Annotated in this window: 13 protein-coding genes; 6 read left to right on the top strand and 7 right to left on the bottom strand. The window is 39.7% G+C overall.

Annotated elements, in window-relative coordinates:
- Genes CDG59_RS01270 through CDG59_RS01260 form a run of 3 tightly spaced genes read left to right on the top strand, consistent with a single transcriptional unit; the run spans window position 1 to window position 3,357 of the window.
- Window positions 1-2,094, top strand: coding sequence for an FUSC family protein (locus tag CDG59_RS01270; protein WP_087543064.1), 2,094 nt, complete (start codon window positions 1-3; stop codon window positions 2,092-2,094).
- A complete protein-coding gene (locus CDG59_RS01265; protein WP_004659299.1) occupies window positions 2,087-2,302 on the top strand; it encodes a DUF1656 domain-containing protein in 216 nt (71 codons plus the stop codon). The genes CDG59_RS01270 and CDG59_RS01265 overlap by 8 nt, the downstream gene beginning before the upstream one ends.
- Window positions 2,303-2,355: 53 nt before the next feature.
- On the top strand, window positions 2,356-3,357 hold the full coding sequence (locus CDG59_RS01260; protein ID WP_087543062.1) for an HlyD family secretion protein: 1,002 nt from the start codon (window positions 2,356-2,358) through the stop codon (window positions 3,355-3,357).
- Window positions 3,358-3,523: 166 nt separating this feature from the next.
- Here CDG59_RS01260 and ruvX read toward each other — a convergent pair whose 3' ends face one another.
- The 3 genes from ruvX to recN all read right to left on the bottom strand — a co-directional run bounded on the left by ruvX (window position 3,524) and on the right by recN (window position 6,288).
- Window positions 3,524-3,967 carry a Holliday junction resolvase RuvX gene (ruvX, locus tag CDG59_RS01255; protein ID WP_087543060.1) on the bottom strand — a complete coding sequence of 148 codons (444 nt, stop codon included), beginning with the start codon at window positions 3,965-3,967 and terminating at the stop codon, window positions 3,524-3,526.
- The gene (locus CDG59_RS01250) at window positions 3,960-4,514 is read right to left on the bottom strand and encodes a YqgE/AlgH family protein (RefSeq protein WP_004659294.1); all 555 of its coding nucleotides are present in this window, start codon (window positions 4,512-4,514) and stop codon (window positions 3,960-3,962) included. The genes ruvX and CDG59_RS01250 overlap by 8 nt, the downstream gene beginning before the upstream one ends.
- Window positions 4,515-4,629: 115 nt before the next feature.
- Window positions 4,630-6,288 carry a DNA repair protein RecN gene (gene recN / locus CDG59_RS01245; protein ID WP_005162954.1) on the bottom strand — a complete coding sequence of 553 codons (1,659 nt, stop codon included), beginning with the start codon at window positions 6,286-6,288 and terminating at the stop codon, window positions 4,630-4,632.
- Between the two features lie 342 nt (window positions 6,289-6,630).
- On the opposite strand from recN, the gene CDG59_RS01240 reads away from it, so the two are divergent.
- The 3 genes from CDG59_RS01240 (at window position 6,631) to CDG59_RS01230 (ending at window position 8,831) form a co-directional block, all read left to right on the top strand.
- Window positions 6,631-6,957 carry a pyrimidine/purine nucleoside phosphorylase gene (locus tag CDG59_RS01240; RefSeq protein ID WP_004659291.1) on the top strand — a complete coding sequence of 109 codons (327 nt, stop codon included), beginning with the start codon at window positions 6,631-6,633 and terminating at the stop codon, window positions 6,955-6,957.
- A 182-nt stretch (window positions 6,958-7,139) separates the two neighbouring features.
- Entirely contained in the window at window positions 7,140-7,889 is a 750-nt protein-coding gene (rlmB, locus tag CDG59_RS01235; RefSeq protein WP_087543058.1) for a 23S rRNA (guanosine(2251)-2'-O)-methyltransferase RlmB, read from the top strand.
- A 30-nt stretch (window positions 7,890-7,919) separates the two neighbouring features.
- Window positions 7,920-8,831: a DMT family transporter gene (locus CDG59_RS01230; RefSeq protein ID WP_087543056.1), complete on the top strand. Its 912-nt coding sequence runs from the start codon at window positions 7,920-7,922 to the stop codon at window positions 8,829-8,831.
- Here CDG59_RS01230 and coaE read toward each other — a convergent pair.
- The 4 genes from coaE to pilB are packed head-to-tail and all read right to left on the bottom strand — an operon-like array spanning window position 8,828 to window position 13,260.
- Window positions 8,828-9,433 carry a dephospho-CoA kinase gene (gene coaE / locus CDG59_RS01225; RefSeq protein ID WP_087543054.1) on the bottom strand — a complete coding sequence of 202 codons (606 nt, stop codon included), beginning with the start codon at window positions 9,431-9,433 and terminating at the stop codon, window positions 8,828-8,830. The two genes, CDG59_RS01230 and coaE, sit on opposite strands and share 4 nt — an antisense overlap.
- Window position 9,434: 1 nt before the next feature.
- Complete coding sequence (locus tag CDG59_RS15630) at window positions 9,435-10,295, bottom strand: prepilin peptidase (protein WP_087543052.1); 861 nt, start codon at window positions 10,293-10,295, stop codon at window positions 9,435-9,437.
- Window positions 10,295-11,521 (bottom strand): type II secretion system F family protein, encoded by a 1,227-nt coding sequence (locus CDG59_RS01215; protein WP_004659280.1) that lies wholly within the window; start codon window positions 11,519-11,521, stop codon window positions 10,295-10,297. The genes CDG59_RS15630 and CDG59_RS01215 overlap by 1 nt, the downstream gene beginning before the upstream one ends.
- A gap of 23 nt (window positions 11,522-11,544) precedes the next feature.
- A complete protein-coding gene (pilB, locus tag CDG59_RS01210) occupies window positions 11,545-13,260 on the bottom strand; it encodes a type IV-A pilus assembly ATPase PilB (protein ID WP_087543050.1) in 1,716 nt (571 codons plus the stop codon).
- Between the last annotated feature and the right edge of the window lie 101 nt (window positions 13,261-13,361).

Here is a 13,361-nt window from a genome sequence, read left to right as displayed (position 1 = left end):
ATGTTACTTAAACAGCTGTTAGCTTTCAGACCAAGCCGACTTGATCTTATTTTTGCTTGTAAAACCTTTGTAGCAGGCATGCTGGCACTGTTTATTTCTTTTGAATTAGATTTGATTAATCCGATGTGGTCGATTGGAACGGTCATGATTATTGCCAATCCTTATTCAGGAATGGTGTCTTCGAAATGTGTGTATCGTTTGATTGGAACTGTAGCAGGGGCAGTCATAGCACTGTTATTGACCCCACATTTTATTAATACGCCGTGGCTATTTACGGTTATTTTATCTCTCTGGGTGGGCTTTGCTTTATATGTGTCATTACTAGACCGCACGCCGCGTAGCTACGTATTTATGTTGGCAGGATATTCAACTGCCATGATTGTTTACAATGCAATTACCTATATCGATACCTACAATATTTTTGATATCGCTGTTGCACGTGTACTTGAAATCTCAGTTGGGGTGGTCTCTTCTGCCGTTGTTTCGGCAACTTTTTTTCCAGTTCATGTTGGCGCAATGATCAAGCAACGTGTCAATAAAACCTTAAACGATCTAGAAGCAACTTTTGAAAAATTGATTGCAGTTCAAGAAACACCTGAAAATTACACGCAAGTTTTATCTGTGATTACTCGTGATGCCTCTGATATTCATGCTTTAGCTGTACATTTGGCTTATGAGAAAGGTGAGTTGAAAGGCATGACCAAGCCTTTACAAGAAATGCTACATCAAGTGTCATTGGTGGTTGCGAATTTGGTTGCATTGTCTCAACGTGTGAAACAACTCGAACATTTGCACTTGGTTAATCTTGTTTCGCATTTGGATATGCTTCGTCAGCATACTTTGACATTTTTAAAACAAGAGAAAAGTTTAGTACCTGCTGATTTACAGACTTTGCCGATTGGATTTGAAGAGGATTTCGCTGAGCTGATTTCTAAAGCAACGTCTGAACAGAAAGTTGTATTGGCTGCATTAAAGATGGATGTTCGTCATTTTATAGCCAATATCTTGGCAGTAAAACTACTTTGGCAACAGATTCAGCAAGGTAATAAAGAAATTCCAATAGAAATTACAGCCATTACGACGAAATATCCAAGTTTACATCGTGATCATGGTATTGCGATACGAGGTGGAATTAGTGCGGTACTGATTACTTTTATTGTCACTGCAGCTTGGATTCTGTCAGGTTGGAAGGCGGGTTTTATGATGGCGCAAATGGGTGCAATTACGGCGTGTATCTTAACTGCTCTGGATAACCCAGTACCTGTACTACGGATTTTTATTTGGGGCAGTATTGTATCCGCAGGCTTAGTATTCTTATATGCATTTGGTATTTTTCCGCATGTGACTCATTTTTGGCAATTGGCTTTGGTGCTATTTCCTGTGTTTTTAGTGGCTGTCACCATGATGGCCAATCAAATGTTAATGCCTGTAGGGATGGTACTTGGGATTAACACCATGATGGGATTGAATCTGCACAATAAATACAGCATGGATGCTGTTTCTTATTTAGATAGTTCATTTGCAATGGTTTTGGGCGTATTGGTTTCACTCATTGTGATTGATTTAGTTCGAGCTGTTTCACCTGATACCAGTGCAACGCGAATTTTAACTTTACATTATCAGGCGATGCGTCAGGCATTAAATCTATCTTATGGTAGTGAGTTCAAAATTCATCTACGCAGTATGTTGGACCGAGTTGGAGTATTGAATACCAAAATGGTTCAAAATCCTCAAGTTAAGATTTCGATTCAGAATGCATTGATTGAGAGTAGTTCAATTATTGACTTAGTCCGATTGCAAGAAATCAGCCAAAAACTCCCCCAATTGGTCAGTTTGAAAAATGAAGTCAATGTGCTGCAACAGCAACTGACAGAATATTTTCAAATGCAAGAGAAACAACTTTCTCTGAACCATTTTCCAATTCGAATTGTACAGCAGATTGATCTATTAGAGCGGATTGCAGTGCAAATTGAAGATGAGCAACTCGCTCAAAGAATGTTGATTTCTCTGAATAATATTTGTGAAAGCATCGGGCATGTCTCAACACAAAAGATGGATTCAGAAACATATGATTTAGGTGTATTGCATGGGTGAGATTAACGTTTATGGAATCTATATTCCAATTCTTTTGGTGCAAGCCATCATCGCCTACGTGCTCTTTAAGCTGATGAGTCCACTGATCGACCGCTTAGTTATGAGAGGTTGGATTGTACTACCGAATATTTTCAACTTGTGTTTGTACTTGGGATTGTTGCTGTGTATGCATTGGTTATGTCTTTATTTACAAGGTACAAGCCTTTAAGTAGCTCTCTCCGAAATTTAATGATTTAAAAATATGTGGTAAAGGTGATGAACATGAATGCATTTGATGTACGAAAAGTCATACGTCCAATTGTATTAGTACTTTCGGTTTTGATTGCGATATATGCAGTCGTGCATTTATGGAATTACTACAATGCCGCACCGTGGACACGTGATGGTCGTGTGCGTGGTGATGTGGTTCAAGTGGCTTCGGATGTTAATGGATTAGTAACTGAGGTGCTGGTACAGGACAATCAGACGGTAAAGAAAGGACAAGTTCTTTTCAAGATTGATGTAGAACGTCAAGCACTTGACGTTGAACAAGCTAAATCTGATTTAGCTAAAGCCAATGCCGGTTTGGCTCAGGCGCGTGCAAACTTAGTCGGTTCAAAGGCAAATTTGGTCAAGACTGAAGCTAATATGAAATTGGCTGAGAAGAATGCAGCACGTTATGCGAGTTTGATGGATGGTGCAATCTCTAAGCAAGAGCAAGATCAGGTTTTTGCTACACGCGATCAGGCGATTGCGGAAAAAGAGCAGCTAGCAGCGAGTATCGAACAGGCTGAGGCTGCCATTCAACAACAGCAAGCTTTGATCGAAGTAGCGAACAGCAATTTACATTTAGCTCAGCTCAATATGAGTCGTTCGGCAGTCGTTGCACCTGCGGATGGAACCTTAGCTAACTTTGATTTACGTGTTGGTAATTATGTTAAGGTTGGGCAAGCGGTTGCTGCGCTGCTAGATCGTCATCAGCTTTATGTCGTGGGTTATTTTGAAGAAACCAAATTGAATCGTATTCATGTCGGTGATTCGGCAACGGTACAGCTGATGGGGGATCGTCAATTCATTCGTGGTCATGTTCAAGGTATTGCAACAGGGATCGAAGATCGTGAGCGTTCTGGTAGTTCTAATCTATTGGCAAATGTAAACCCTACTTTTAGTTGGGTACGTTTAGCGCAACGTGTGCCTGTAAAAATTGTTTTAGATGAACAACCTCAGAATCCATTGGCTTTTGTTTCAGGGCGAACTGCAACGGTGAGAATTATTGAGAAATAATCAGACGTAGTCTGAGCTGATTTATTTTTTAAGAATTGCATTCTAAATTTTATGCAAATGGTTTGGGTTATAGACGTGCTAAAGCAGTTATTTTCATGGTCTGGATCTGATTTTATCACGGTACATCAGTGTGCTATACCGTGATAAAGCGCTTAAATATAAATAATTAAGGTGTTACTCCATTAGGATCACGATACCAACTTTGAATGAGTAGTGCGGCTGCGAAACTATCAGCCGATAAGCGTTTTGCTCGGCCTTTATTTTGATAAGACTCAAGTTCTTCTCTCGCTTCGCGTGTAGTCAAACGCTCATCCACCATCCACGTTTCAATATTGGTTTGATGACGCAAACGTCGTGCAAATTTTCGTGCGCGAGCAGAGAGTTCAGATTCACTATCATCCATATTTAATGGCAAACCGACTAAAAAAAGATTGGGTTGCCACTCTTTCACGAGTTTTAATAGTTGGTTCCAGTCAGGGATACCATCTTTCATCACGAATAATGGCAGAGGATTAGCACTCTCAATAGTGGATTGACCAATTGCGATCCCCATTTTTTGAGTACCAAAATCAAAGGCCATAATGGATTGCGAAGTTTTAAAATCAGGCATGACCAATCTCTGAAGCAAACCATGTACGGTCTACCCCAATTTTTTTGTATGCCGCATCCCAACGATCGCCATAAGGTAGATTAAAAATTAAATCCATGTCTGAGTCACAAATCAGCCAGTCACCACGTGCCATTTCTTCTTCAAGCTGATTTTTGCCCCAGCTGGCATAGCCTAGAGCAATTTGGTAACGACCGACACCTTCGTTATGTGCAATTGCATCCAAAATATCTTTACTGGTGGTAATGCAAACATTTTCACCTACTGCGATTGATGAATGCCAAGTAGGTTGACCTGTGTGTAGGACAAAACCTGCTTCTGGGCGTAATGGTCCACCTTGCAACACAGCATGAGGTTGTACATTATCTGCATCAATCTCTAAATCGTTCAATAATTCTTTGATCTGTAATTCAGAAGGGCGATTGATAATAATGCCTTGTGCACCATCTTCATCATGGCGTGCCACATAGATAACAGTATTGGCAAAGAAGTCATCTGTTATGTCTGGTGGAGCGATGAGACAACGGTGAGTTAGATATTGTTTCGTCACCTAGGCGATTCTCCATCAAAAATATTATGCTGATCTATCTATATAGGTTCTTCTTATCAACATACAAGAGTTAATCGGATTTCGCCAATCTTTTTCTCACATTTTGTTATGCGTTTTAAGCGGATTGAAATTTTAGTTGACGCAGTTGTTTGGCATGTTGCAAGGTGGTTTCGCTAATCTCGACGCCGCCAGACATACGTGCTAGTTCTAGAATGCGTTGTTCCTCATTCAACTCAATAATGGTGCTGCTTGCTGGATCTGTTTGTTGTTTTTTGACCAATAGGTGTTGGTCAGACTGTGCAGCAACTTGAGCTTGGTGAGTGATACAGAGTAGTTGTACATGCTGAGCTAGATCGGCGAGTAAACGACCAACCACTTCGGCTGTACCACCACTAATTCCGACATCAATTTCATCAAAGACCAAAACTTCAGATTCTGTTTTTTCGGCATTCATCACTTGCATGACCAGTGCAATACGAGAGAGTTCACCGCCAGATGCAACGCGAGCCAGCGGTTGTGGTGGAATGCCTTTATTGGCAGTGAAAAGAAGCTGAATAAAGCTGAGACCTTCGGCATTTGCTTCCATTGGCTCGAACTTAAATTCAAAATATGCTTCAGGTAGAGCAAGCGGCTTCACTTGTTCAGTCAATTGCTTCGCCAGTGGAACTGCGGCTGTACGACGAATCTGATCTAGGTGCTCAGCTTTTTGCATAAAAATGTGATAAGAAATTTCTACCTGTTCAGCTAAGGTTTCAGGATCTTCTAATAGATGTAATTGCTCTAATTCCTGTTGCCAAGTTTCATATTCTTGTTTGAGTAATTCAGGCTGGGTACGGTGTTTGCGTGCGAGACGATGGAAAATTTCTAAGGTTGTATTGAGCTGTTCCATTCTTTCAGGATCAAAACTTTGGCGATCAATAAATTGACGTAAACTCGCGGTTGCATCTTCAATCTCACTTTGCGCATTGAGTAACGAATTATAAATATTTGATAACTGTTCACTGCGCCCTGCATGAGACTCTAAACGACGAATGATTGAAGCAACTTCTTGAGTGATATTTTGTTCAGCCTCATCCAAAACATTTAGACTGTAACTACAGTCTTGCATAATATGTTCATGATGGCTGAGACGATCAAACTCTTGTTCAATCTCTCGATAATCCGTTTGGACAATCTCTTCAAGTTCTTCTATTTGGGATTCTAAATTTTGTATTTTTTGAATACGCGTGGCTTGCGCATCTAAAGCGGCTTGATGCTGGCGAATGTTTTTTTGCCATGTGCTATACGCTTCACGTACTTCATTTGCTGGTTCGGCAAAATTATGATAACGATCTAACCAGTGCTTCGGATAAGGGGGCTCAAGTAATTGCTGTTGGCTATGCTGGCTATAAAGTTGTACCAATAAGCGTCCAATTTCTTTTAACTCCGACAAACTACTTGGGCGTCCATTGATCCATGCTTTGCTTCGGCCTGTCGCAAATATGACACGTCTTAAATGAATTTCACCAGAATCATCATCTAGTTCATGTTCTGTAAGCCATTTTGCTTCCGCACTTTCAGCTTGATAACTAAAGACAGCAGTGACATCTGCTTTATCTGCACCATAACGGACATAGTTGGTATCGGTACGTTCACCCAAGCACGCAGACAGTGCATCTAACAATAACGATTTTCCTGCACCAGTTTCTCCAGTCAAAACATTGAAACCTTGTTCAATATCTAAAGCTAAATGGTCTGCAAGTGCAAAATTAATTAAAGTTAAATGGGTGAGCATATATGCATCCAGTGCACGCAATCTTTTGCTTAAAGATAGAGAAATTTTGCTAATCGAACAAGAGGATCAGCGTTGTGTTGATGAAATCATGTTTTATTTCTGGAGTTGTTTTGAATAATTTAGTGATGTAAAGCTTGTCTATCAATTTATAAGATTTTTTCTATTGTATTTTAGATCGGATGCTTTGATCTAAAAGTGCTTGTGAGTTGAACATAACTTTAGTAGAAAGGCATAAAAATTGCTGTTAAAGCATGATAAAAATGGATTGATTAGTGACGCAGGCATAATTAAACTACGTCCATCATAACCTAATATAAATGCTGCATTATTTGGAGAGTATGCATGAGTTCAGTGCAGTTTGATCATGTTACGGTCATTAAAAAGTCAAATGTATATTTTGGTGGGGCATGTATCAGCCATACTGTACAATTTGAAGATGGTACTAAAAAGACATTAGGTGTGATTTTACCTACTGAACAGGCATTAACTTTTGAAACACATGTGCCAGAACGTATGGAAATCATTTCTGGTGAATGTCGTGTAAAAATTGCAGACAGTACAGAAAGTGAGTTATTCCGTGCAGGTCAGTCTTTTTATGTCCCAGGAAATAGTGTTTTCCACATCGAGACTGATGAAGTGCTTGATTATGTATGTCATTTAGAAGGTTAACTGATCGCTTCCTAAATCGGGTACACTATACCTAAAGAGAATCCTGTAAATTCATTTTGCAGGATTTTTTTATTAAATTCCCTTGCGGAGCTATTCGCTCCTCACCTGTAAAGCTACTTTGCAGGATTTTTATTTTTTCAAAATCTCCCTTTATAGATCGGGAATACTGCAAGAGGTCGTTCATGGCAAAACCTGAATATTATTATGGCGTTCATTCGGTTGAGTCATTGTTGGAGTTAGAGCCTGAACGCGTTTTGACTTTATTTACCTTAAAAGGTCGTGATGACCAGCGATTACAAAAGATTTTGCAACTTGCCGAACCTTTTGGGATTAGCGTCCAAAAGGCGAGTCGGGATAGTTTGGAAAAGCTTGCAGGCTTACCTTTTCATCAAGGTGTAGTGGCTGCAGTTCGACCACATCCAACCTTAAATGAAAAAGATTTAGACGAATTGATGCAGCAGTCACCGAATGCTTTGTTATTGGCATTAGATCAAGTGACGGATCCGCATAATCTCGGTGCATGTATTCGTACCGCAGCTGCGATGGGTGTTCAGGCGGTGATTGTGCCACGTGATCGTTCAGCTAGTTTAACTCCGACGGCACGTAAAGTTGCAGCAGGTGGGGCGGAAAAAGTTAAGTTTATTCAAGTGACTAACTTAGCTCGAACCTTAGCTCATTTAAAAGAGACCACACATATGCGTGTTATTGGCACAATGCTAGATGAAAAAGCATTGCCAATTCAGCAATGTGACTTTAAGGGTGCAGTTGTCATTGTTATGGGTGCGGAAGACACAGGTTTAAGACCGATTACTCAGTCTCAATGTGATCATACGGTTTATATTCCAATGTCTGGTGATTTACAAAGTTTAAACGTCAGTGTGGCAACAGGCATGGCACTTTATGAGGCATGCCGTCAGCGTAATGCTGTATAATTCACACAATTATCGTCAATGTAATTAAAAATGACTGCTCGCACGCAAGGCTATCTGTTTGTCTGTATCACCATGTGCATCTGGGGTGGTTTTACCATTCTCTCCCGTTTAAATCTGCACTGGAATGTCAGTGCCTGGGACTTGGTGGCCATGCGTTTTGCGATTGCTTTTATCATTCTCATGCCTGTGCTGGTGTATAAAAAAGATTTGACATTTCTGTGGCATCCCCGTCCAATTATTTTGGCCTTAACTGGTGGGTTGGCCTACTGTCTAACGGTTTATACTGCTTTTTTGCAAGCACCAGCAGCCCATGCTGCAATTTTCTTAAATGGCTGTATTCCTCTATGTACGGCAGTTGCTGCTTATTTGTTGTTTAGACAACCTTTTGATAAACATACTTGGTTGAGTCTCAGCATCATGTCAAGTGCGCTTGTATTGATGAGCTATCTGATGCTGCGTGATCAAGCGACCGCTTTTGGCTTAGGCGATTTACTTTTTTTTATCAGCGCTGTTTGGTGGGGCATCTTCACCGTACTGCTAAAACAATGGAAATTATCGGCTTGGCATTCCATGGTGAGCGTGGCAATTTGGTCAGCGATTATTTATTTACCTGTCTATGTTTTATTTGTTCCAAAACATTTTCAAGAAGCAGAACCCATTCATTTAGTCATTCAAGGTTTATTTCATGGTGTATTGGTCGTAATTATTGCGACATTGACCTATGTTGCTGCGATTGAGCGTTTAGGTGCCTTTAAAACGGGGAGTATTGTTACTTTGGCGCCTTTTATTGCAGCTGTGATTGCTGTTCCACTGCTTGATGAGCCTCTAAATGCAGCGATTGTTTGTGGTTTAGTCGGAATGGGTTTTGGTGCATTACAGCCGTGGCGCTGGTTTAAAAAAGACACGCTGAGTGAACGACTGGCGCAACAGAAGCAAGATTAAAATGCTTGCTCAGCGCTTTGTAGATATTTTAGATGTAATGGTTTTAGTTGGTGATGAAGGTGCTCAAGTAAACCATCATTCATAACAATATCATTTGCGAGTAATTGCTTTTGGGTGCGAGGCATTTGTACCGAGATAATTTTTCGGATTTGTTCTTCATTTTGTCCATCTCTTTGACTTGCACGTTGTAGTTGTGTTTGTTCATTTGCATCGATGAGTAGGGTATGATGCACAAGTTCATGCTGATTAGTTTCAAAGAGAAGAGGTGAAACTAAAATGACATAAGGACTTTCTGCTTGTTGTAATTGTTGAATAATGGATTGGCGTATAGCAGGGTGTGTGATCTTTTCGAGTGTTTCTCGCGCTTCTGGAAACTGGAATATGTGTTCACGAAGTGCACGGCGATTCAGATTGCCATCTTCTAGTAATACCCAGTCTCCAAAAGAAAGTTGAATTTCTTTCAAAGCAGGTTGACCTAGATCAACCACTTCACGAGCTACAATATCTGCATCGACTACAACAATTCCTTGGGATTCAAACCATTGTGTCGCGGCGGATTTGCCACTACCAATGCCACCAGTAATGCCCAAGATAAAACTCATATTATCCACCTAGATATATTTTCATAATTTGATTTCCCCATAAAAATGCAATCCAACCAGCAATTGCAATATAAGGACCAAATGCAAATGGTTGGTTTTCACCACGCATTTTTATCAAAATAATACCAATAATTGCACCAACAACTGAAGAGAGTAGCACAATTAGAGGTAGCATCATTGGCCCCATCCAAGCCCCGAGTGCGGCTAAGAGCTTGAAATCACCATAGCCCATGCCTTCCTTGCCTGTGACGAGTTTAAAGATATAGTAAACAATCCACAAACATAGAAAGCCAATCAAATAGCCCCAAATCGCTGAGCCTGCAGAAGTATAAACAGTGAAACTATTGATTCCTAGGCCTAGTGCGGCAAGTGGCAAGGTAAAGCGATCGGGTAATAGCTGTGTGTCGAAATCAATAAACGTTAATGTGATCAAGACCCAAGTGAGTATTAAACCAAATAACATTTGTACGGTCGCGCCAAATATAGCAACTACTATTAATGAGCAAATCATTGTTAAGAGTTCAATAAGTGGATAGCGAATACTAATTGGATTTTGGCAAGCACCACATTTGCCACGAAGCATTAACCAACTCATTACAGGAATATTTTGATACCAGCGAATAGCAGATTTACATTTTGGACATGTAGATGGTGGGGTGCTTAAGGTTAATTTTGTTTCGTCTATTATAGGTTGTTCTGGGTGTAATAATATTTGGCATTCATGATGCCATTCTTGTTCCATCATCTTTGGTGTTCTATAGATGACGACATTTAAAAAACTACCAATGCATAAACTTAAAAGTCCAACTGCGACGTATAATGCAGTTGGATTTTGGATAAAATAAGAAATGATCTCTAGCATTATACGACAGAACCCATTTGGAAAATTGGGAGATACATTGCAATGACTAGACCACCAACAAGTACACCTAAAATTGCCATAATTAAAGGTTCCATCATTGAAGTAAGACCATCGACTGCATTATCAACTTCATTTTCAAAATGAGTTGCTACTTTATCTAACATGCTATCAAGAGCACCAGATTCTTCACCGATTGCAACCATTTGGATTGCCATAGCTGGAAAGCGATTGGAAACTCGCATTGCAAATTGTAGTTGTTGTCCTGTTGCCACATCTTCACGAATTTTCATGACAGCATTTTCATAAATAACATTATTGGTTGCACCTGCTGTAGATTCTAGAGCATCAATTAAAGGTACACCTGCTGCAAAAGTAGTAGCAAGTGTTCGACTATAACGCGCAATAATTGCTTTATAGACTAGGTCACCAAATATTGGAAGCTTAAGAGCTAGATGGTCCAAACCATCTCGAAATTTTTTGCTGCGCTTTTTTGCTTCTAGGAAGCAAGTAATAATTGCCCCAATTATAATAATTAGAATAAACCAATATTTTTGCATCCAATTGGACATATTTACAACCATTTTTGTGAATGCTGGTAAATCAGCTCCAAAGGATGAAAAGACACTTTCGAATACAGGAACAACTTTAACCATGAGAATAATAGTTACAATTACTGCAACACAGATAACAGTGATTGGATATTTCATAGCTTTTTTAATTTTTTGTTTTAAAAGTTCGCTTTTTTCTTTATAAATCGCAACACGATCTAACATGGTTTCAAGCGCACCTGATTGTTCACCAGATTCAACTAATGAGCAAAAAAGATTGTCAAAATAAAGTGGATACTTGCGTAAAGCCCCTGCAAAAGTATTACCACCTTCTACTTCACCTTTGATACCAAGTACAACCTCACGCATTGCTGGATTTTCTAAACCCTCTGCAACAATCTCAAAACCTTGGACGAGAGGTACCCCTGCTTTCATCATGGTTGCTAATTGACGAGTAAAGACCGTAATATCTAAGGTCGTTACTTTCTTCTTCATCAAACCCTCAAGAATATTTTTGCGTTTTTCTCGAATGGTTTTAATTGTGACCCCTTGTTTGCGTAATGTGACCTTTGCTAAGGCCATGTTGCGTGCTGGTAATTCCCCTTTAATTTTGGCGCCTTTTCGATCTACCCCTTCATAAGCAAAAGTAGGCATCATTTGCGCTTTTTTCGCTGCCATGATATTAATCCTTTTTATTGATTTTATTCACTTGTTACGCGGTTAATTTCTTGCAAGGAGGTAATTCCTTGCATTACTTTTTTTAGTCCTGAGCGACGCAGATTATCAAAACCAGCTTTTTCTGAGGCCGCTGCAATTTGTAGTGCATTACCATCTTCCATGATGATTTGAGAGATTGCAGGAGTGACCTTCATCACCTCATAAATACCTACACGTCCTTTGTACCCTTCTCGACATTCCGCACAGCCAATCGGTTGAAAGATCTGTAAATCTGGATTGGCTAAGTCTTGTTCAGTAAATCCAAGTTCAATGAGACTTTGCTTAGGTATATCAACTGGTGCTTTACATTGTGAGCATAAACGTCGTGCTAAACGTTGTGCAATGACAAGATTGACTGAGGTTGCAATATTGAATGAGGGTACCCCCATATTACGCAAACGAGTTAAAGTTTCAGGTGCGCTGTTGGTGTGTAATGTTGACATGACCATATGACCTGTCTGAGCTGCTTTAATTGCAATTTCAGCAGTTTCAAGGTCACGAATCTCACCGACCATGATTACATCTGGATCTTGACGTAGAAAAGCTTTCAGTGCAGCAGAGAAAGTTAACCCGGTTTTGGGATTCACGTTGACTTGGTTGATGCCTTCTAAGTTAATTTCAACAGGATCTTCCGCTGTTGAAATATTAGTATCCTCAGTGTTTAGAATATTTAGACCAGTATATAGCGATACAGTTTTACCCGAACCTGTGGGACCCGTAATCAGTAGCATTCCTTGAGGCTTTTCAAGTGCTTCCATGAATAATGCTTTTTGATCATCTTCATAGCCTAATGCTTCAATTCCGAGCATAGCGCTTGATGGATCCAAAATACGTAGTACTAATTTTTCCCCAAACAGTGTGGGTAAAGAGTTTACACGGAAATCGATGGCTTTGGTTTTTGACAATTTGAGTTTAATACGACCATCTTGAGGCATTCGTTTTTCAGAGATATCCATTTGAGACATGACTTTTAAACGAGAAGCTAAGCGGGTTGCCATTTGTAAAGGAGGTGTAGCGATTTGACGGAGCACACCATCAACACGATAACGCACACGGTACATTTTTTCATAGGGCTCAAAATGTAAATCTGATGCGCCCATGCGAATTGCATCAATTAAAAGCTTATTAATATATTTGACAATTGGGGATTCGTCACCTTGCGGTGATGCGTCATCATCTTCTTGAGGTGAATCTTGATTAACATCAATATCTAAGTCGAAGTCCTCACTGTCACCAAAATCGAAACTACTTGAATCACCAAAATGTTGTTCGATTAACTTTTCAAGTTTAGTATGCTCAACAATAATTGGTTCAATATTAAGTTTGGTATTGAAACGAATTGCATCTAATGCATCAATATTGGTTGGATTGCTCGTAGCAACATACAAAATTTGTCCACGTTGTGTTAACGGAACAACACGATGTTTTTGTATGAGTTTATTGTCGGTTAATTCTCGAGGTAATAATCCAACATCGTAAACCGCCAAATCAAAAAGTGGTTCGCCAAATTCTACAGAGATGCTTTCTGCAATGGTAAGTGGAGAAAGACGATGTTGTTCGATTAAATGAGCAACAATATCTTGTTTGGCTTTCTTGGCTGCATCAATTGCATTCTGCATATTTGCAGCAGTCATATGACCATCTTCAACTAAACGTCGAATGAACCCCGAAAACTTTGGAGACGTATGTAATCCTGACATCTGTCCGCCTTACTCACAATATGGTTATAATAGCTATTCTCAAAATTATACTTTTGTTACGTAAAAATACTACTATAGAAAGTGTTGTTTTTTACTTGGTT

The organism is Acinetobacter sp. WCHA29 (assembly GCF_002165335.1).
Lineage (GTDB): Bacteria > Pseudomonadota > Gammaproteobacteria > Pseudomonadales > Moraxellaceae > Acinetobacter.
This window is presented reverse-complemented; position numbering and strand designations above follow the sequence as displayed.